Source organism: Streptomyces sp. NPDC031418 (assembly GCF_055581605.1).
Map to the genome: position 1 here is coordinate 185,159 of NZ_JBVIJC010000013.1, position 19,421 is coordinate 204,579.

At 72.8% G+C, this 19,421-nt stretch carries 20 protein-coding genes; 4 read left to right on the plus strand and 16 right to left on the minus strand.

Annotation, left to right across the window (positions count from 1 at the left end; genetic code table 11):
• Positions 1-30: 30 nt before the first annotated feature.
• Genes ACZ5CZ_RS21370 through ACZ5CZ_RS21390 form a run of 5 tightly spaced genes read right to left on the minus strand, consistent with a single transcriptional unit; the run spans position 31 to position 4,728 of the window.
• A complete protein-coding gene (locus ACZ5CZ_RS21370) occupies positions 31-510 on the minus strand; it encodes a hydrogenase maturation protease (protein WP_385841171.1) in 480 nt (159 codons plus the stop codon).
• Positions 507-1,853, minus strand: coding sequence for a Ni/Fe hydrogenase subunit alpha (locus ACZ5CZ_RS21375; RefSeq protein WP_468944959.1), 1,347 nt, complete (start codon positions 1,851-1,853; stop codon positions 507-509). The genes ACZ5CZ_RS21370 and ACZ5CZ_RS21375 overlap by 4 nt, the downstream gene beginning before the upstream one ends.
• A 25-nt stretch (positions 1,854-1,878) precedes the next feature.
• Complete coding sequence (locus tag ACZ5CZ_RS21380) at positions 1,879-2,727, minus strand: NADH-quinone oxidoreductase subunit B family protein (protein ID WP_385841173.1); 849 nt, start codon at positions 2,725-2,727, stop codon at positions 1,879-1,881.
• Between the two features lies 1 nt (position 2,728).
• Positions 2,729-3,547 (minus strand): FAD/NAD(P)-binding protein, encoded by an 819-nt coding sequence (locus ACZ5CZ_RS21385; protein WP_385841174.1) that lies wholly within the window; start codon positions 3,545-3,547, stop codon positions 2,729-2,731.
• Positions 3,544-4,728 (minus strand): 4Fe-4S dicluster domain-containing protein, encoded by a 1,185-nt coding sequence (locus tag ACZ5CZ_RS21390; protein WP_468944963.1) that lies wholly within the window; start codon positions 4,726-4,728, stop codon positions 3,544-3,546. Before ACZ5CZ_RS21390 ends, ACZ5CZ_RS21385 begins: the two co-directional genes overlap by 4 nt.
• 366 nt (positions 4,729-5,094) lie before the next feature.
• On the opposite strand from ACZ5CZ_RS21390, the gene ACZ5CZ_RS21395 reads away from it, so the two are divergent.
• Both ACZ5CZ_RS21395 and ACZ5CZ_RS21400 read left to right on the plus strand, forming a co-directional pair.
• Positions 5,095-5,538 carry a universal stress protein gene (locus ACZ5CZ_RS21395; protein WP_468944965.1) on the plus strand — a complete coding sequence of 148 codons (444 nt, stop codon included), beginning with the start codon at positions 5,095-5,097 and terminating at the stop codon, positions 5,536-5,538.
• A 529-nt stretch (positions 5,539-6,067) separates the two neighbouring features.
• Positions 6,068-6,196, plus strand: a complete 129-nt coding sequence (locus ACZ5CZ_RS21400; RefSeq protein WP_385841176.1) for a hypothetical protein — start codon at positions 6,068-6,070, stop codon at positions 6,194-6,196.
• Positions 6,197-6,449: 253 nt separating this feature from the next.
• Here the strand turns inward: ACZ5CZ_RS21400 and ACZ5CZ_RS21405 are convergent, their stop codons facing one another.
• Genes ACZ5CZ_RS21405 through ACZ5CZ_RS21415 form a run of 3 tightly spaced genes read right to left on the minus strand, consistent with a single transcriptional unit; the run spans position 6,450 to position 9,302 of the window.
• Entirely contained in the window at positions 6,450-7,670 is a 1,221-nt protein-coding gene (locus ACZ5CZ_RS21405; RefSeq protein WP_468944968.1) for a cytochrome P450, read from the minus strand.
• Positions 7,671-7,683: 13 nt separating this feature from the next.
• Entirely contained in the window at positions 7,684-9,078 is a 1,395-nt protein-coding gene (locus ACZ5CZ_RS21410) for an NAD(P)/FAD-dependent oxidoreductase (protein WP_385841178.1), read from the minus strand.
• Complete coding sequence (locus tag ACZ5CZ_RS21415; RefSeq protein WP_385841179.1) at positions 9,075-9,302, minus strand: ferredoxin; 228 nt, start codon at positions 9,300-9,302, stop codon at positions 9,075-9,077. Before ACZ5CZ_RS21415 ends, ACZ5CZ_RS21410 begins: the two co-directional genes overlap by 4 nt.
• Positions 9,303-9,737: 435 nt before the next feature.
• On the opposite strand from ACZ5CZ_RS21415, the gene ACZ5CZ_RS21420 reads away from it, so the two are divergent.
• On the plus strand, positions 9,738-10,577 hold the full coding sequence (locus ACZ5CZ_RS21420) for an SDR family oxidoreductase (RefSeq protein ID WP_385841180.1): 840 nt from the start codon (positions 9,738-9,740) through the stop codon (positions 10,575-10,577).
• Positions 10,578-11,093: 516 nt separating this feature from the next.
• On the opposite strand, the gene ACZ5CZ_RS21425 is transcribed toward ACZ5CZ_RS21420, so the two are convergent.
• Positions 11,094-12,272, minus strand: coding sequence for an acyl-CoA dehydrogenase family protein (locus tag ACZ5CZ_RS21425; protein ID WP_385841181.1), 1,179 nt, complete (start codon positions 12,270-12,272; stop codon positions 11,094-11,096).
• An 87-nt stretch (positions 12,273-12,359) separates the two neighbouring features.
• On the minus strand, positions 12,360-12,734 hold the full coding sequence (locus ACZ5CZ_RS21430; RefSeq protein ID WP_385841182.1) for a four-helix bundle copper-binding protein: 375 nt from the start codon (positions 12,732-12,734) through the stop codon (positions 12,360-12,362).
• 108 nt (positions 12,735-12,842) lie between these two features.
• Between ACZ5CZ_RS21430 and ACZ5CZ_RS21435 the strand changes: the two genes are divergently transcribed.
• Positions 12,843-13,208, plus strand: a complete 366-nt coding sequence (locus ACZ5CZ_RS21435; RefSeq protein ID WP_385841183.1) for a DUF6479 family protein — start codon at positions 12,843-12,845, stop codon at positions 13,206-13,208.
• 56 nt (positions 13,209-13,264) lie between these two features.
• On the opposite strand, the gene ACZ5CZ_RS21440 is transcribed toward ACZ5CZ_RS21435, so the two are convergent.
• The 6 genes from ACZ5CZ_RS21440 to ACZ5CZ_RS21465 form a co-directional block, all read right to left on the minus strand.
• Positions 13,265-13,720 (minus strand): RpiB/LacA/LacB family sugar-phosphate isomerase, encoded by a 456-nt coding sequence (locus tag ACZ5CZ_RS21440; protein ID WP_385841184.1) that lies wholly within the window; start codon positions 13,718-13,720, stop codon positions 13,265-13,267.
• Between the two features lie 85 nt (positions 13,721-13,805).
• Positions 13,806-15,335: an ANTAR domain-containing protein gene (locus ACZ5CZ_RS21445; RefSeq protein WP_385841185.1), complete on the minus strand. Its 1,530-nt coding sequence runs from the start codon at positions 15,333-15,335 to the stop codon at positions 13,806-13,808.
• Between the two features lie 84 nt (positions 15,336-15,419).
• A complete protein-coding gene (locus tag ACZ5CZ_RS21450; RefSeq protein WP_468944976.1) occupies positions 15,420-15,890 on the minus strand; it encodes an STAS domain-containing protein in 471 nt (156 codons plus the stop codon).
• A 128-nt stretch (positions 15,891-16,018) separates the two neighbouring features.
• Entirely contained in the window at positions 16,019-16,927 is a 909-nt protein-coding gene (locus tag ACZ5CZ_RS21455) for a glycosyltransferase family 2 protein (RefSeq protein WP_468944979.1), read from the minus strand.
• On the minus strand, positions 16,924-17,976 hold the full coding sequence (locus tag ACZ5CZ_RS21460; protein ID WP_468944981.1) for a glycosyltransferase family 2 protein: 1,053 nt from the start codon (positions 17,974-17,976) through the stop codon (positions 16,924-16,926). Before ACZ5CZ_RS21460 ends, ACZ5CZ_RS21455 begins: the two co-directional genes overlap by 4 nt.
• Complete coding sequence (locus ACZ5CZ_RS21465; protein WP_468945085.1) at positions 17,966-18,958, minus strand: glycosyltransferase family 9 protein; 993 nt, start codon at positions 18,956-18,958, stop codon at positions 17,966-17,968. The genes ACZ5CZ_RS21460 and ACZ5CZ_RS21465 overlap by 11 nt, the downstream gene beginning before the upstream one ends.
• Positions 18,959-19,421: the final 463 nt, after the last annotated feature.

A 19,421-nucleotide genomic window follows, 5' to 3' on the forward strand; every position in this document is an offset into this window, starting at 1 on the left:
CCCGCGCCTGCGTGCGGCGTTGAGGTGGACCTAGTCCTCGTGGTTCGGTCCGTAGGCCTGCCGAACGGAAGCGGCGACCCGGTCGATCAGTTCGGGGAGCGCCGACCGCACCGCTTCGCTCAGGGGGGCGCCGAGTTCGACGTCCGCCACCTCCATGGCGTGCACCACGAGCCTCTGCGGCAGCTGCCCGAGCGCTTCCGCCAGCGCAAGGCACTCGCCCAGACCGAGCGCATGGGTGCTCGCCGTAGCTGCTGTCCGGGAGGCCGCGTCCGCCGCTGTCAGAGTGTGCAGCTCCCCCGGCCGGGCCGGCCGGGCCCGGAGGGCTTCCACCACGACCACCGTGTCCGCACCGCGCCACAGGTCGAGCATCCGTGCGGGTTCGCCGTCGCTGACCGTCAGGACGGTTCCGTCCGGGACCCGGTCCCGCAAGGCCTCCACTGTCGCCGGGCCGACCCCGTCGTCCCCGCGCAGGGTGTTGCCCACGCCGATCACCACGACCCGGCTGTTCATCGACGTTCCACGGTCAGGTCGAGGAAGTGGGCGGCGCAGGAGATGCAGGGGTCGTGGTTGCGGATGGCCCGTTCGCACAGATGGGTGAGCTCTTCGTCGTCGGCGGCGGGCCCGGCCGCTTCCAGTCGCGTCTGGACCGCCTTGCGCACGTCCTCCTCGATGGCCGTCTGGTTCTGGGCCGTGGGTGGGACGATGCGGGCCTCGGTGAGCGTGCCGTCCTCGGCGAGGGCGTAGCGGTGGTACAGCAGGCCCCGGGGCGCCTCGGTGGCTCCGGCGCCGACGCCCTGGCGCGGTGGGACGTCGACGGCTGGCCGGGGAGGTCGTTCGTATCCGTCGATGATCCGCAGGGCTTCCTCGATGGCCTGTACCACTTCCACGGCTCGTACGACGATGCTCCGGAAGGGGTTGTCGCAGACGGCGCCGGTCAGGGGGTCGCCCAGTCCGGCGTCTCGCGCCGCCTCGGCGGCCACGGGGTGCAGCCACCGGCCGTTGATCGCATAGCGGGCCAGCGGACCGGTGAGGTAGCGGCGGCCGTCGAGCGTGGCCGTCAGGGCGGTGGAGTGGGGTACCTGCTCTTCCCGGACGTGCTGTTCGAACTCGGACAGGGGGAACTCGCTCGACGCCCCGCCGTGGCCGTCGGCGGCCAGGACCGCCGGTGTTCCGGAGTCGATGGCGTAGCGGCCGGGATCACGCAGTGCGAACAGGTCGTGGTCACACACGGCGTCCGGAAAGTCGAACGCCGCCACCCAGCGGACGGTCTCCAGCGCGTCCTCCCGGGCTTGCCGCAGCCGTTCCGCCAGTGGACGGAGTTCATTCGGTGCCGGCGTCCGGTAGAAACCGCCGATCCGAACGTTCACGGGGTGGATGGGGCGGCCGCCCAGCTGTTCGAGGATCGCGTTGCCGGTCTGTTTGATCCGCAGGCCTCGTTCGACGGCGGCACGCTGATCGCGGGCGAGTTCCACGGCGTCCGCACGCCCGAGGAAGTCCGGGGCGTGCAGCAGATAGATGTGCAGGGTATGGCTCTCGATCCACTCGCCGCAGTACAGCAGGCGGCGCAGGTCTGCGAGAGGGCCGTCCACCGTGGCGCCGCAGGCGTTCTCGATCGCCTGGCAGGCGCTCATCTGGTAGGCGACCGGGCAGATGCCACAGATGCGGGCGGTGATGTCGGGAGGCTCGGTGTGGCCCCGGCCGGTCAGGAAGGCCTCGAAGAAGCGCGGTGGTTCGTAGATGCGCAGCCGCGTCTCGGCGACCGTGTCCCCATCGACGCGCAAATGCAGGGAGGCCTCGCCTTCCACCCTGGCCAGCGCGTCCAGGCGCAGGACGCGGGTTTCGCGATGGTTCATGCGAGCCTTTCCGGGCGGGGGTCCGTCAGGCCGGAGGGCTCTGCTGCTCCGCGGCCGCGAGGTCGGGTACGGGTGCATACTCCGGCGACGCGGCGTTGAAGGTGCGGAAGACACGCTGGATGTCCCGCTCGCTCATCCCGTCGTGGCGCAGCTGCGCGATCATGGACCGCAGGTTGGGCTTGCTCGACGGTCCGAAGCAGCCGTAGCAGCCGCGTCCGTAAGCGGGGCAGATGGCGCCGCAGCCGGCATGCGTGACCGGGCCCAGGCAGGGGGTGCCGTGGGCGACGGTGATGCAGGTGGTGCCGCGTCTCTTGCACTCGAAGCAGACGCTGTGGTTGGAGATCTGCGGCTTGCGTCCGGCGAGGAAGGCGGTGATGACTTCGAGGAGCTGGTGGCGGTCGATGGGGCAGCCGCGCAGTTCGAAGTCCACCGGCACGTGGGACGAGATCGGGGTCGAGGTCTCCAGGGTGGCGATGTACTCCGGCTGAGCGTAGACGGCGGCGAGGAACTCGTCGACGTCGGCGAAGTTGCGGAGAGCCTGTACGCCGCCCGCGGTGGCGCAGGCCCCGATGGTCACCAGATACCGGCTGATTCGACGGACGTGCTGGATCCGCTCGGCGTCCTCGGCGGTGGTGATCGACCCCTCGACCAGGGACAGGTCGTACGGCCCCCGCCCCTCCAGCCGCGCACGCCCGCCGTCGGCGCCCTCGGCCGGGGTCATCTCCAGGAAGTGGTCGATCCGGACGCGTTCGGTGAGGCCGAGGAGTTCGTCCTCGCAGTCGAGCAGGGTCAGCTGGCAGCCGTCGCAGGAGGCGAACTTCCACACAGCGAGCGTCGGCCGTGTGCGGATGACCGGGCCGAGGTCGGTGACCATGTCACAGCTCCCTCACGAGGAGCAGGTCTGCCACGCGGTCGTAGCCGACGACCGGCCCGTCCCGGCACAGCAGGAGCGGACCGAGCTGGCAGTGGCCGCAGTGGCCGGTGGCGCAGTGCATGTTGCGTTCCAAGGACACCTGGATGCGGTGCGGGGCCAGGCCCCGTGCCACGAGGTCGCGTGCGGTGTGACGCATCATCACCTCGGGTCCGCACACCAGTGCGCAGGTCTGTTCGGGGTGCAGATCGAGGCGGTCCAGGAGCGTGGTGACCACGCCCACCGCACCCTGCCAGCCCGGGCCGGGCCGGTCGACGGTCACCTCCACCTGGGCCCTGTTGCGCCAGCAGTCGGTCTCGTCCCGATAGACAAGATCGGCGGGCGTCCGCGCGCCGACGAGGACCGCGAGGCGACCGTGCGCGGCCGGTCGGCCCAAGAGCGCGTGTACGACCGGTCGCAGCGGAGCCAGCCCGATGCCTCCGGCGACCACCAGCACATCCTGGTCCGCTGCCGCTTCGAGGTCCCAGCCGGTGCCGTACGGCCCGCTGAGCCCGACCGTGTCCCCCGGGCGCAGCCGGTACAGCGCGGTCGAGACGGCGCCCACCGCGCGGACGGTGTGCACGAGACCCCCGTGGCGGCCCCGCAGCGCGCTGGCGGAGACAGGCACCTCACCGATCCCGAAGGCATAGATCATCGCGAACTGCCCAGGCGAGAAGGGCACCAGGCCTTCCCCTGCCGGTACCAGCTCGATCGACCGGGTGTCGCCGGTCTCGTCCCGGGTATCGGCGACCCGATACGGCAGCGGGGGCGTCACGGTGCTCATGGTGGCTCCGGCACGGATGCCGGCCCCCCGGACCGCGTCCAGTCGTGCAGGGCGGCCGCTTCCTCGGTGATGTCGATACCGACCGGACACCACACGATGCAGCGTCCGCAGCCCACGCAACCGGACGACCCGAACTGGTCGTACCAGGTGCCGAGTTTGTGGGTCATCCACTGCCGGTAGCGGCTGCGCGAGGAGGCACGGACCGGGCCGCCGTGCAGCTGGGAGAAGTCCAGGTCGAAGCAGGAGTCCCACAGCCGCCACCGCTCCGCGTGGTCCCCGGTGAGGTCGGTGACGTCCTCGGTGGTGGTGCAGAAGCAGGTGGGGCACACCATGGTGCAGTTGCCGCAGGTCAGGCACCGCCCTGCCACGTCGTCCCAGCGGGGGGCGTCGAGGGTTCCGGCCATCAGCTCCCGCAGGTCTGCCTCGGGCATGGTCCGGCCCATGTGGTCCGCGGCGGCCGTGACGCCTGCGCGAGCCGTCTCCCGGGTTTCCGGGTCGGCCGGGCGGCCGGGCAGTTCGGCCAGGATCTCCGCGCCTTCCCGGCTGCCGCCGCGGACCCAGAAGCGGTGCCCGTCATCGTCGGCCACTTCCGTCATCACCAGGTCGTAGCCGGGACCGGCAGCAGGTCCGGTGCCCATCGAGACGCAGAAGCAGGTGGCGCCGGGCTCCGTGCACTCGACCACGATCAACAGGGCCCCGGAGCGCCGCCCCTCGTAGCCGTGGTCGCGGTACGCCCCACCGGTCAGTACCCGGTCCTGGACGGCGATGGCCCGCAGATCACAGGGGCGCACCCCCAGGAAGGCATACCGAGGCGGCGTGGCCTGGTCGGCCGTGAAAACCAGCTCGCCGTCCTCGCGGTCGGCGCTCCACTGACGCACTCGCGCCGGGTGCAGGAAGGACTTCCACGACTGGGGGCCCGCCGCATTCGCGAAGGCCGCTCCGTCCGACCGCTCCCGCAGCCGGTACCGACCCGCCTCCAGCTCCACTCCCCACCCGTACGGCAACTCGTCGGCGGACCGCAGCTCCGCCAGGACGATGGCGCCGTCCCGCGCGGTGGGTCCGACCACGGTGAAGCCGCGCCGGATCAGCACGTCCACGAGCGCGGCCATGCCGTCCTTGCCCATGACGAGCTCGTCGCACGCGGGCGGCCGGGAGGCGTTCACATCGGCGTCGGCACTCATGACCGGCCTCCTTCGGCGCAGCGGACGGCATGTGGAACCTCGCCGTCCCCTCAAGTCCAACGATCGCAGCATTTCCCGTACGGCGCCGCGCCGACAGAGCCACGTGGGCAGCTGCGGGAGTCCAATGGTCCCTCTGCCCCGTGTCGGCAGCGCCGGCGACGATCTTGCGGAGACGGACGAGCTCGGCCTTCACCTGGTCCAGCCGGAGACCAGGTGGACTCCGGCGAGCGCGAGGACCTGGCGGGTCGGTAACCGGCCGGAGAGCCGCCCTGTCTCGGCTCGGTGGCGTGTCGCGGCGCCGGGCAGGCGGTGCGACGGTATTCACAGGAGAATCTCGGCTGCCGGACGAGAAGGCGGTGGCCGGCTATGGAACTCCCACTCGTCGTGGGCGTCGACGGATCCGACTCCAGTCTGGCAGCGGTCGACTGGGCCCTGGACGAGGCGGCACGGCACGGTCTGCCCCTCAGCCTCGCCCATGCCTCCCTCTGGGAGCTGTACGAGGGGCCCAACCGTCCTTCTGCACCGACCGTCCGGCCGAGGAGGTATGGCCGAGCACATCGTCGCGTCGAGCGTGGAACGGGCCCGGACCCAATCCAGACGTCATGGTGGCCGCCGTGTCCGCGCTGCTTCGGACGGCGCCCGAGGATTTCGCGCTGGTCATGGGGTCATGTGGGCGCTGCGAGATCGCGGGATGCTACTGGGACCCGTCAGCCTCGCGGTCGCGGCCCGGGCCGTCTGCCCGGTCGTCCGTGGTCCGGGGCGCGAACGCCAACCGCCGGAGGGCCTACGGCCGCGTGGGCCACATGCTGATCGCTGACGACGCCGCCCGGCTGCGCGCGGAACAGGCGGCAGCCGGCCTCGAAGATGCCCTGCGCGAAGCGGTACGAGAGCGACCTCAGGCCGGGCTGCCCCAGGTGCGCTCCGCCCGTACGAAGACCAACCTGGACACCGCGATGTACGGCGAGGCCCTTGCCTGCGCCACGTACATGCTGTTCGCAGCCCAGGCGAAGCAGACCGGCCCCCCACTGACCCGCCTGCAGCCTGTGGGAAGGCACAGCCGCAGTGGAGCTGCACGAGCACTTGGCCGACGGGGCGGGTAGGGCACCACGAAGGATCCGCCGCCTTCCGGGCGGCGCTGAACCGGATGCACTGAGCACCACGCCCTGGCTGAACCCCATGGCGGCCAGGTGGCTGACCGACTTCCGTGCCGGTACGACGGGGTGGGACGGACAGTGCGCTACAGGGGCGAACGGCCCTGCCGTCGAATTCGGCGCGAAGGGCGGGCTGCGGGTCGGGGTTGTACAGCTGATCTCCCCGTCGGCGGGGGCGGACGACGGGCATGAGCGCCAGGGACACGGGCGTGGCCGAGAAAACACGGGAGTTGGTCGTCGAGGACGACCGAGGCATCGCGGAGGCCCTCACACCTGCCACGGCCGTAGCCGGCACGGGCTCCGTGGCCGCGCCGTAGCACAACCAGGCCATAGTCCGCCGGGTCCTGCGGACATTGAGCCTCCGCCAACTTGAAGCCACTGGTCAAAAGGGTAGTGCGACCGGTTCTCTAACTCGTTCTGGGCGCACTCCTTGCCGTCTTCGGTGCTCGTCAGTGGCAGCGCCGCCCCAAGGACGCCACCCAGGCGCAGCTCCCGAAGCGGATGGCGGCGATCGACCGCTTCACGCCCATCAAGATCCTCGGTCTGGCGCTGCTGTTCTCGGCGGGCGCGCTATGCGCCGCCTTGCTCGATGTGCAGGTGGATCGGACCACGAAGGACGGGACTGCGCCGGTACGGCGGCGGGTCGGCGACCAGCCCGGGCCGGTCGAGGCGGCGTACCAGCTCGGTCAGCGCGATCTGGGTCTCCCGCCGGGCCAGCGGGCCGCCGAAGCACAGGTGGATGCCGCTGCCGAAGCCGAGGTGCTGGTTGTCCCGGCGATCGGGGTCGAAGCGGTCGGGCTCGTGGAAGCGCTTAGGATCACGGCTGCCCGAGGCCAGGATGAGCATGACCTGCGAACCCCTGGGAATGACGGTGTCGTCGACGGTGATGTCGCTGTAGGCCGCCCGCCAGGGGATGATGTGCACGGGGGGTTCGTAACGCAGCAGTTCCTCGACCAGTGGTACGACGAGGTCGGGTTCGTCGCGCAGGCGCTGCAGCACCGGCGGGTTGCGCAGCAGCGTCAGCATGCCGTTGGTGATGAGGTTGACGGTGGTCTCATGGCCGGCGACCAGCAGCAGGTTCGCGGTGGCGACGATCTCTTCGTCGGTCATCCGCCCGTCGGGCCCGTCGTCGTTGGCCAGCCGGGACAACAGGTCGTCACCCTGCCCACCGTGGCGTTGCTCCAGCAGCCCGCCGAGGTACTCCCGCAGGTCCTTGCGGGCCTGCACGCCCTTGTCCAGCTTTTCCTTCGGATCGGTCTTGGGGTCGTAGTCGATCGAGTTGATGAGGTCGTTCACCCACAGGTGGAACCTCGGTTCGTCCTCGCGTGGCACGCCGAGCAGGTGGCAGATCACGGCGACGGGGAACGGGTAGGCGAAGTCGTCGACGATGTCGATCTGCTCCTTGCCTGCGAAGTCGTCGATCAGGCCGCTGACGGTGGTGGTCAGGGCCGGTTCCATGCCCGTCACCAGCCCCGGGGTGTGCGGGGGACCGAAATGGCGCATCGCCATGCGCCGCAGGCGGTCGTGCTCGGGCGGGTCGAGGTTGATGAACGCGGGCGTGGCCTGCTCCCCGGCTCCCGCCATCGGGTGCGCGAGATTGCGGGCGTCGGAGCTCAGGTGCGGGTTGTGCAGGAGGTCCGTGATCTCGCGGTAGGTGCTGACGACGTAGCTGCCGTCCTCCTGCCGGGCCACCGGCGTCCTGCGCAGTTCGGCGTACAGCGGGTACGGGTCGGCCCGGGAGGAGTAGTCGAGGATCCGACGCAGCATGCCAGGCGTCTCGGTCGTGGTCATCTCCTTTTCCCTCCTACCGGTGGTGCTGGTGTACGGCCGTGACGCGTCGCTCGCTCGGGTCGTGACCGGTGACGACCACGGTGGCGCCCTGGGCGAGCAGGGTGGGGCCGGGGAAGTCCACGGGCACCGGCTTCATGTCGACGGGCTGGTCAGCCGCGGGGCAGGGCGGCGGGAAAGGTGCGGCCGTCTCGATCAGCGTGCGGTAGTGGTCCAGCCACTTGGCGTTGTTGAAGCTCACCGCCGCGGTGACGCGGCCCCGGTAGCCGTACGCGGCGACGAAGCGGTGATCGGGCACCGATCCCTGGGCGACGACCACCTCGTCGGCGAAGGTCGGTACGCCGACGGACTTGATGTTGACGCCGAACTGGATCGACCAGAACCGCGGGATGGACAGGTGGGGCCAGCGGTCCGCCTGGCCGCTGACCATGTTGTGCGCCGCGACCTCGGCCTGCTCCACCGCGTTGGCCCAGTGCTCCAGCGAGATGAGCCGGTACTCGTAGACCGGGTTCGGGCAGCGCGCCACGTCCCCGGCGACGAAGATGTCGTCGGTGACCAGGCCGTTGAGGTCCATCGCGCGGCAGCCGGTGTCACAGGCGATACCCCAGACGCCCGCCGCCAGTCCGGAGCCTTGCAGCCACTCGGTGTTGCGGATGCCTCCGAGCGCCACCACCGCCACGTCGGCGTCGACCGTGCTGCCGTCGTCGAAGTGGGCCCGGCGAAGCCGCCCCTGCGCGTCGCCCTCCAGCCGGGTCACCTTGACCCCGCAGCGTAGGTCCACACCGTGGGCGCGCTGCAGGTCCGCCGCGACCTCACCGATCATGGCGCCGAGCGCCCCCACCAGCGGAGCCGGCGCGAGTTCGGCGACGGTCACCGGGATGTCCCGCTCTCGGCAGATGGACGCGATCTCGGAGCCGGTGAATCCCGCGCCGATGACCAGCACCCGGGAGGGTCCGGCGGCGAGGGCTCGCTGCAGACCCTCGGCATGCTCGCGGGTCCGCACGACGAACACCCCGTCCAGGGCTGCCTCGCTCTCGACGAACCACGGCCGGGCCCGGACACCGGTGGAGATCAGAACTCGGTCGAAGGGCACCTCACGGCCGTCGGCCAGTCGCACGTGGTTGGTCGCCAGGTCCAGTCCGCTGGCGGGCACGCCCAGCAGCCACTCCGCGTCGATCTCACGACGTCGCGGCAGCTTGGTCCCGTCGGCCGGCACCCACCCGGTCAGTACCTGCTTGGACAGGGGAGGCCGGTCGTAGGGCTCGCCCAGCTCGTCACCGATCATGGTCAGCGACCCGGTGAAACCCTCCTCGCGCAACGCCTCCGCGGCCCGCAGTCCCGCCAGTGACGCCCCGACGACCACGATACGGCCGTCACGCTTGAACGCTTGCAGATTGTCGGCGCTGGTCATGGTGTCGACGCCTCTGCCGGTGCGCCCCGTCCCTCCAGCTGGTCGACCAGAATCGCCTGGACCGGGCAGGCCGCCGCGGCGCGCAGTACCTGGTCGCGCCGGGCGTCGTCGGGGTTCGGGTCGTACATCAGCGCTTCCTCACCGTGCATCCGGAACGCTTCCGGAGCCAGGAAGGCGCACTGTGCATACCCCTCGCATCGGGAAAGATCAACGACAACTCGCATCCCAACCTCCACGGGGACTGCAAGCTGCGGGCCCAGAAGCCGGCGCCATTGCGGCGCCCCAGGCGCGAGACGGCTGGAGAGAAGGACTTGGCCGTTGCCCACCTCGGCGGACTGCGAGGAGGGTGCACCCCGCTTGTCGGGTCGCCGCAGAAAGAGCTGGTTATCGCATACAAGGCGACCGGCGGGTAAACCGCTCAGAGATCCTGACCTTCCTGCCGGTCAGCCTATCCCGCGCATATCTGGCCCGCACCCGGAAAAGGGCTGCCCTGTCGGCTGGAGTGGATCCCGCGTCCAGGCCCGGCCGTGTTCGGCCGATCGGCGCAATCTGCCCGCGGCCGACGTGTGGCCCCGGCTTCCGGATGGTTCGGTGTCGACAGGAGCCAACCGGACTCACATAAAGGTCCCGCGGCCGGCCAGCCGAGGAGGAGAACCAGCGTGAGCGTGACTCAGGGAGCCCCGCAGGGTGTCATTCCCGCGCAGCTGCTGAAAGGCCAGAAGGCACTGGTCACCGGCGCGAACTCGGGCATCGGCAAGGCGACGGCCATCGGCCTGGGACGCGCCGGAGCCGACGTGGTCGTGAACTACGTCGCCGGACGCGAAGAGGCCGAGCAGGTGGTCGAGGAGATCTCCGGGTTTGGAGTGCGCGCGGCGGCGTACGAGGCCGATGTGTCCCAGGAGGACCAGGTCGTCGCGATGATCGAGCGGATGGTCCAGGAATTCGGGACCATCGACATCCTCGTGGCCAACGCGGGGCTGCAGCGCGACGCCGCTTTCACCGAGATGACGACGGCCCAGTGGCAGAAGGTGTTGGACGTGAACCTCACCGGCCAGTTCCTCTGCGCGCGTGAGGCGACGAAGGAATTCCTGAGACGGGGGGTCGTCCCGGAGGTGTCGCGAGCCGCAGGAAAGATCATCTGCATGAGCTCGGTGCACCAGCTCATCCCCTGGTCCGGCCACGTCAACTACGCGGCCTCCAAAGGCGGCGTGCAGATGATGATGGCGACACTCGCCCAGGAACTCGCACCCCACAGGATCAGGGTCAACGCGATTGCTCCGGGCGCCATCAGGACGCCCATCAATCGCGATGCCTGGGACACTCCCGATGCCGAGAAGGACCTGTTGCAACTGATCCCTTACGGGCGCGTCGGTGATCCAGACGACATCGCCCACGCGGCCGTCGGACTCGCCTCAGACCTCATGGACTACGTAGTGGGCACCACCCTCTACGTGGACGGCGGCATGACCCTCTTCCCTGGCTTCGCCACCGGCGGCTGACCTGCTGGTCGAGGGCGTCATCCAGGGTGGTGGCTGCCATGATCAGTGACAGATGGGTGAAAGCCTGCGGGAAGTTGCCCAACCGCCGCGAAGTCCACTTCCCGCACATTTGCGGACGTGTCAGTGCCACGACCGAGGCTGTCCGTGGCACTCCCGGCACCGCGGCTGCCACGGACCAATCCCACGGGCCAATCCAGCTCCTGCTGATCCGCGAGTGCGGGGGAGGTCTGTGGCGCCTCACCGACGCCTGCGTCGCCTGCGCCGCCGCGACGTCGCAGGCGTCCGTCGTCCCCGAAACGGTCCATGCACTTCACGGCGCACTTGAGCACCTGAAGAAGACACACGTCCACCTGCGCACGACACCGGCTCACCGCCGAACCGAACTGACTGCTGGCCGTTCGCCACGTCGTAGCGCCACCGTCAAGGGCGGTGTGGGCCGCGTACCCTGAGACATTCGGTGATCTTGGTGCCAACCATCCCCGGTTTGTGACAACTGAAGACGGTGGTCACAGCAGGCTAGCGCCGCACCCGGGGCATCCCCAGGCCGAGCCAGGAGATGATCTCGCGCTGGATCTCGTTGTTGCCGCCGCCGAAGGTGAAGATGACGGCCGAGCGGTAGCCGCGTTCCAGTTCGCCGTGGAGGACCGCGCCCGCCGAGCCCTCCTTCAGCGGGCCGGCTGCGGCAACGATCTCCATGAGCCAGGCGTAGGCGTCCCGGCGGGCCTCGGAGCCGTAGACCTTGACGGCGGAGGCATCCTGCGGGGTGAGGGTGCCGTCCTGGACGGCCGTGACCATCTGCCAGTTGAGGAGTTTCAGGGCCTCGAGCCGGGTGTGGGTGCGGGCGAGCAGCCGGCGCACCCAGGCGAGGTCGGCGACCCGGCGGCCGTCGCCGAGCTTGGTCTGGAGGGCCCAGCGCTGGACGTCGTGCAGGGCGCGGACGGCCATGGTGCCGTGGGCGGCGAGGGTGACGCGTTCGTGGTTGAGCTGGTTGGTGATCAGCCGCCAGCCCTGGTTCTCCTCGCCGACCCGGCGGGAGACGGGGACGCGGACGTCCTCGTAGTAGCTGGCGGTCGTGTCGTGGGAGGCCAGGGTGGTGATCAGGGTGCAGGAGTAGCCGGGGTCGGATGTCGGCACCAGCAGCATGGTGATGCCCCGGTGCGGTGGCGCCTCGGGGTCGGTGCGCACGGCCAGCCAGACCCAGTCGGCGGTGTCGCCGTTCGTCGTCCAGATCTTCTGGCCGTTGACGACATATGTGTCGCCGTCCCGTACGGCCCTGGTGCGCAGGGCGGCGAGGTCGGTGCCGGCGCCGGGCTCGCTGTAGCCGATCGCGAAGTCGATCTCCCCGGAGAGGATGCGGGGCAGGAAGTACGCCTTCTGCTCCTCGGTGCCGTACCGCATCAGCGTCGGCCCGACGGTGTTCAGCGCCATCAGCGGCAGCGGTACGCCGGCCTGCGCGGCCTCGTCGAAGAAGATGAACTGTTCCATCGCGGTCATGCCGCGCCCGCCGTACTCCTTCGGCCAGCCCACGCCGAGCCAGCCGTCGGTGCCGAGCCGGCGGATGGTGGCGCGGTAGAACCGCTTCTGCTCGGCCGGGTCGGCGTACCGGGCGTAGACGTTGTCCGGGACCAGGTCAGCGAAGTAGGCGCGCAGTTCCGCGCGCAGCCGCTGCTGCTCGGGCGTGTGGTCGAGGTGCACGGCGCCTCCAGGGTCCCCAAGGGTGGTCCTGACGGCGCACACCGTAGAACGTGTTTCAGAAATTGGGAAGGCCGGTCACCTCACCGGTCATCTGAGGGTCTCCAGGAAGTCCGTGCACGCCGCCGCGCAGGCGCGGCAGGACGCCGCGGCCGACTCGGCGCCGGACTGCGCGTCGAAGGCATGGGCGCATTCGAGGCAGACCGAACGGCACCACTCCAGCCGTACCCGGATCGACTCCTCGTCCTGGCGGTTCTCCTCGCACAGCGCCCGGCAGGTGGCGTCGCAGACCTCGGCGCACATGATGCCGAGCCGGCGCACCCGCTCCCGGCGCTCGGTTCCGTCCGGGTCGACCAGACTGGCGCGCACGGCGCAGGCCCGGGCGCATTCCGTGCACGCCTGGGCACAGGTGAAACGGTCCTCGAGGAACCGGTAGAGCTGCGCTTGCGAAGCCGTCGGGGTCACCCCCTGCGGGTAGCCGGGGCACCCGCCCGCAAACCTCTCCGGACGGCCCGCTACAGGACACATAATTATGTCCGGTTCATCCCGTTCTGGGCTGGGTACCCCATTCCTATGACTACCGCATCGACGCAGCTGGCCGCAGCGAGCGGCCTGATGAGCCTTGTGCTGTTCATCGTGGCCATGGCCGTGCTGGCGCTGCTCGCCGGCGGCTTCTGGATGACCTCCCGGGTCAGGTACCGCGAGTCCCCCCGGCCGCGGCCCGAGGACCAGCCCCATCTGCCGCCGGACGGACCGGTGCGGGAGGTGCGGGAGAACAGGGAGGCCGCCGAGATTCCCAAGGTCCCCAAGGGCGGTCGCGCGCTCACCCCGTACGAGCTGAGCAACATGGACTCCAAGACCAGCGCCAACCAGCAGCGCCCGCGCTGGAGCAGAGGGTCCAGCGGCTCGTTCGGCGGTGGCGGACTGGGCGCCCACTGAGCCCGGACCCACACCCTCCCGACGCACACCCGGCCCGCGCCGGCCGCCGTACCCGCCTAGGAGTCCTTCCGGGCGGTGTCCAGGCGGTCGACGCGGGCCACGTTCTGCCGGTCCTCGGGGTCCTGGCTGGGTTCGGCCGCGAACCAGGCGTCCAGGATCTCCTTGAGCAGCGGTTCGGAGGTCAGGCGCAGGCTCAGGGCCAGCGCGTTGGCGTCGTTCCAGCGGCGCGCTCCGTCCGCCGTCACCGCGTCCGTGCACAGGGCCGCGCGGACGCCGGGCACCTTGTTGGCCGCGATGGAGGCCCCGGTGCCGGTCCAGCAGCACACCACCGCCTGGTCCGCCGCGCCCTGGGCCACGTCCCGGGCGGCCGCCTCCGAGCAGACCGCCCACTGCGGGTCGGCCCCGGGCCGCAGCGCGCCGTGCGCGCGTACCTCGTGGCCGCGGCGCCGCAGCTCCGCCACGAGGAGGCGGGCCACGGGTTCGTCCATGTCGGAGGAGACGGAGATGCGCATACGCGGGAGGGTACGCCGGGTCCGGGCGCCGGAGCACACGCCGGGTCCGGGCGCCGCAGCAGCGGGCCTGGACCCGGCGCCGAGGTCAGGGGTGCTCGGGCTGCTGTGCCGGAGGCACTCCGCCGCCCTCTCCCCCGCCCTTCTTCCCCTTGTCGGTGCCGTGCGGGTGGGCGCCGGTGCCCTTGCCCGCCTGCTGGCGGGCCCTGAGCTCGCCGCTGTCCTGCGGGGTGGCGCCTCCCTTGTCACTGCGCCGCTGTTCGGGCTGCTGCGGATTGGACATGTGCCGGACCCCCTCCGGGTGATGCGTGCTCCTCGCGGCTCCGGGTTCCCCCGGGGCGGCGGGTGACGCACCCGCCGGGGAGCCGCCAGGGGCGGCGGCGGCCAGGGTGTGGTGGAGGTGTTCCAGTGCGTCCAGCAGCACCGTGCGGTGGTACCAGCTCAGCCAGGCCGCGGTGTCGGCGGCCAGCACGCCGAAGGCCTCGGCCTGGGCGGCGGAGGGCCGGTGCCCGGGCTCCGGCCAGTGCAGGGTGATCGCGCCGGTGCAGGAACCCGCGGCGGACAGCACCGGGAGGCTCTGGAGGGCGTGGGTGCCCGTGGTGAGCAGGGCGCACCGGCTCTCCTCGGACAGGAGCGCGTCGGCCGCCACGTCGGGCACGCTCACCCGGCGTCCCCGCGCCCGGGCGAGCCCGTCGGCCGTGCCCTCGTCCCGGCCGCGTGCCAGCAGGTCGAGGAAGGCGTCCGGGCAGCCGTACTGGGTCTCCAGCACCAGTGTGTGCACGGCGGGGTCGACGAACCGCACGTATCCGGCCGGCGCCTGTCCGATGGCCAGCGCCTCGTGCAGCACGGCGTCGACCATCTGCCGCCGGTAGCGGGGGTCCCGGCCGCCGCGGGCGAGGATCCGCAGCGGGGGCACGGGCAGCGGGCGGCGGCCGGGGAACCACTCCCCGCCCTCCGGGGGCCGGGCCGCCACCACGGCGGAGACGAGGACCCGCAGCGGCACGTTGAACCGCTGCGAGGCCTCCCGCAGCGCCCGGAAGGCGCTGCCCGAGTCGGGCAGGCCGTAGCGGACCATGAGCGTGCCCTGGGCCATGCCGATCACCGGCGCGGTGCGCACCCGGGCGCGCAGGGCCCGGACCTCCTTGTGCAGGTCCTCGTACGAGGGCCGCAGCGGGTCGGCGAGCTGCGACCGCCAGGCGGGCAGCTCCTCCACCCGGGCGGCGGCGCGGGCCAGTTCGCGCTGCGCCTCGTCGAGGGTGGCGTACAGCCGGACGCCGTCCAGCCGGGCCAGGTGCACCGCCTCGCGGACGCCCGGCCGGGCCCGGACGATGATCAGGTCGGGGCGGCCCGAGCGGGTTCGGGTCGTCTCGCTGAGCGCGCGCAGCACCGCGGCGCCGCCGAGCTGGACATGCGCCATGTCGAGGACGGGGCGCAGTCCGGCGCGGTCGGCGCGCTCCAGATGGTCGCGCAGCTCCTCCGACCAGGTCTCGGCCGCGTCGGCGTCCAGGTTCCCGGACATGCGCAGCAGCAGGGCGCCCTCGGCGGGCAGGCCCTCCACGACGGAGGACTCGATGACGAGCGCGGCCGGGGTGCCCGGCCGGCCGGAAGCGGGGTTCATGGCATCACCCGGACAGGACGTCGCAAGGAACTCGATCGGCCGCTGCCTGACCGTGATCCACCTTGCCCGGCGGGGGCCCGGCCATCAACCGCGCCGGGCCGGGTCGCGCTCCCCGCCCTGCCCCGCCGGTGCCACCGGTCCTCGCACCTCCAGGGCGTCCAGGGCGGCCGCCGGCGTGGCGTGCACCCGGACGCCGGGCAGCCCGGCGGCGCGCAGCGCCTCCCGGACGTGCGGCCGTGGCTGTACGACGGCCAGCGCGCGGCCGGAGAAGGCCAGGACCGCGGTGGCCCGGTCCAGCGCCCGCACCGCGGCGGGGCAGGCGAGATACGCCTCGGTCAGGTCCAGCAGGGGGTGGGCGCCGGCCCGGTCGGCGTCCTCGATGTGCTCGGCGAGGGCCCGGGCGAAGTCCTGGGCGTTGGCGGCGTCGACCGTGCCCCGGGCCTTCAGGACACTGACCGCGCCGGTCTCCGGGCGGTGCTCCGGCACGGTCTCCAGGAGCAGGGGGGCGGGGCCGCCGGGGCGCGGGCGGGCACGGGGCTGTCGGCCGTTTTCCATGGGCAACGCTTCCTGGGCGGGGGGAAGGATCATCCAGCCGCGTCCTGACCGGGGGATCACTGTGCCCCGCCCCGGGGCCCGGCGCAACGACTGTCCGGGCGTGTCGCAGTCCGGGCGGCGGCACGCGGTCAGCCGACGTACCGCCGTGCGGGTGAGTTCCGGCGCGCCCGCTCCAGCACGGCGAGCCGGCGCTCCAGCTCGGGCGGCACCGGATCGCGCTGGCGCAGCACCCAGGGCAGTCCGGCGGTGGCCCGGGCGAAGGCGCGGGCGGAGGCGGTGTCCCGGGGCACGGTGCGGCTCAGGTGCCCGGTGCGGCGCAGCGCGGACGGCAGCGGGCGGCGCAGCCAGGTGAACCACAGGGTGTTGCGGATGCCGAGGACCCGGCGGGCGGTGCCGTCGCGCAGCCGGGAGGCGTGGTGGTGGACGGTGAGGTCCTCGGCGTAGGCGAGCCACCAGCCCTGGCGGAGCAGGTCGCAGGCGAGCAGCTCCTCCTCGCCGCCGAGCCAGAGGCCGGGGTGGAAGCCGCCGCCGGCGCGGAAGGCGTCGGTGCGCAGCACGGTGGCCGCGGCCAGGAAGGAGCCGAGGGCGGGGCCGGGGAGCCAGCCGGGGCCGGGCAGCGGGGACTCGCGCAGTTCGCGCACGACGGGGTCCTCGGTGCCGCCGGGCTCGACGAGGATCCGCCCGGTGACGGCGGCGAGCCGGGGCCGGGGGTCGAGCAGGTCGGCGGCGCGGCGCAGGCTGCCGGGCTCCCACCAGGTGTCGTCGTCGCAGAACGCGACGTACGGGGTGTCGACCTGCTGGACGGCGAGGTTGCGGCCGACGGCGCCGAGGTTGCGGCCCGGGCGCAGCAGCGTCACCTCGGGGAAGTCCCGGGCGACGGCCTCGGCGGTGCCGTCGCCGGAGGCGTTGTCGGTGACGATCACGCGGGGGCGTTCGGGGAGCCGGCGCAGCAGGGTGAGGGTGCGCAGGAGTTCGTCGCGCCGGTTGTGGGTGATCAGGACGACGGTCGTACGGCCGTCGGGTCCCGGCCCGGTCATGGCGGCGCACCTCCCTCGGCGGGTGTGTCCGCCTGCCGGTCCAGGAGGCGGGCGGCGGCTTCGACGTGCGGGGGCAGGGTGTGGCGGCGGGCGAGGGTGGCGGGGAGGCGGGCGAGGGTCTCGCGCAGGGCGCGGCGCGCGCCCGGGCGGTCGGCCGCGGCGGCCCGCGCCAGGTCGGCACCGGCGCGCAGGGCGACGGGCCAGGGGCGGCGCAGGCAGCGGGTGAGGACGTGGTTGCGCTGGACGAGGTAGGGCCGGCCGGTGCGGCCGCCCTGCTGTTCGGGGTGGTGCCGGGCGCACAGCGCGGGTTCGTAGCTGACGCCCCAGCCGTGGGCGGCCAGGTCGTAGGCGAGCAGGGTCTCCTCGCCGCCGAAGAACAGCAGCGGGTGGAAGCCGCCCGCGTCGAGGAAGGCCGCCCGGCGGACCACGCTGGCGCAGGCGAGGAAGCCGAGGACGGGACGTCCGGGCAGATCGGCCTCGCCGGGCAGCGGGGAGGCGGCGAGGACGGCGTTGAGGGGATCGTCGGCGCCCTCTTCGCCGACCAGGGTGCGGGCGGCGAGCAGACCCAGCCTGGGGTGGCTGTCGAGCAGGTCGGCGGCCCTGCCCAGGCTGCCCGGCTCCCACCAGGAGTCGTCGTCGCTGAAGGCCACGTAGGGGGTGCGGGCGTGGCGCACGGCCAGGTTGCGGCCGACGGCGCCGGTGTTGGCGGCGGGCCGCAGCAGGCGGCTGACGGCCGGGTGGCCGAGGACGGCCCTGCGGGTGGTGTCGTCCCGGGAGTTGTCGACGACGATGACGGGCGGTTTCTCGGGCAGTGCGGCCAGCGCGTCGAGGGTGCGCAGCAGGCTGGCGCAGCGGTCGCGGGTGATCACCGCGACCGTGGTCCGCGGGTCGCCGCCCGCGGCCCGGCCCGGGAGCCGGGCCGCCTGCTCGGCGGAGACCGGCCGCCTGCCGGCCGCCGCCCGGGCCGGGCGCTGCTCCGCGGCCGGTGCGGGCGTCGGCGGTGCGGCGGCGGGCCGCGGGGCGTCGCCGTGGGCGTGGTCAGCGGGCATGTGCCGTCTCCCGTTCGGCGTGCGGGCGGGCCTGGCGCAGCAGGGTCAGGCATACGGCGGCCACCTCGCCGGTGCCGATGCGCAGCAGACGGGCGTCGGGGGTGCGGCCGTGCGGGTCGCCGGGCGGGCCGGGCTGCCACAGGGCCACATGGTCGGGGCCGGGCGGCGGGCCCCATAGGCGGGGCGACACCGGCCCGAACAGGGTGACCGAGCGGGTGCCGTGCGCGACCGCCAGATGGGCGAGGCCGGTGTCGCCGCTGAGCACCAGGGACGCCTCGGCCACCAGCGCGGACAGCTCGGCGAGGGGCAGCCCGCCGGTGAGCACGTCGGCCGTGTGCTGCCCGCTGCGGTCGGCGATGGAACGGACCAGGGGCTCCTCGCCCGGTCCGCCGGTGAGCACGACCCGGTGTCCGGCGGCGCGCAGGCACCGTACGACCGTGGCGAACCGCTCCCCCGGCCAGCGGCGCGCACCCGACGCCGCCCCGGGGTGCACCACCACCGCGCCCGGCGCCGGGGACGGCGTGCGGGGCGGGGGCAGGCGGAGGTCCAGGGGGTCGGCCGGGATGCCGTAGGCGTCCAGGAAGGCGCACCAGCGGTCGCGTTCGTGGAGCTGGGCGCGCCAGGGCGGGCCGTCCGGGCAGGCGTGGGCGAGCAGCCGGGCGGGGCGCAGGGCGGCCAGCGCGTCCCGGCTCTCGGGGCCGTTGCCGTGCAGGTCGATCGCCAGGTCGGGCGGCGGTCCCGGCCAGTGGGTGAGGGAGGGCACCGCCCGGCCCGGCGCCTCGGCCGGGAAGACGGTGTCGACCGCGCCGGTGGTCAGGGCGAGCGCGCCGAGCCCCGGCGGCTGCGCGAGCACGATCCGGTGCTCGGGAAAGGCCCGCCGGATCCCGCGCAGCGCGGGCACACCGGCCAGCAGATCACCGAGCCCCAGCGCGCGCAGCACCAGGACGGTCGGGGGGTGCGGGGTGGGGGTCACCGGGTGGATCCTCCAGGTGGGTTCGGCGGGGCGCGAGCGGGGGTGTCCTGACCGCCGGGACGGGAGCGCGGCCCCGGGTCACGGCCTCGCGGCTGAACGGGGGTACGAGCCGAGGCACGGCCTCACCTCCGGGACGGGCACGCGAGCCGGGCACGGCCTCGCCACCGGGGCGGTTCGGGCCGGGGTCGTGGCCTTGCCGCCGGGGTGGCGGCGCGGTGCGGGGCATGGCCGTACGACCGGGACAGCTGCGCGAGCCGGGCAGGGCCGTGCGGAGGCGCCGACCCGGGGCATGGCCTCACGGCCGGGACAGCGGGCGCGAGCCGGGCAGGGCCTCGGGGCCACGGCAGGCGCGCGAGCCCGGCAGGGCCGGGCCACCGGAGCGGCGCGGGACGGGCCATGGACGTGCCACCGGGGCAGCGGCACGGCCCGGGGCACAGCCGCCCGGCCAGGCGGGAGCACGAGCCGAGGCATG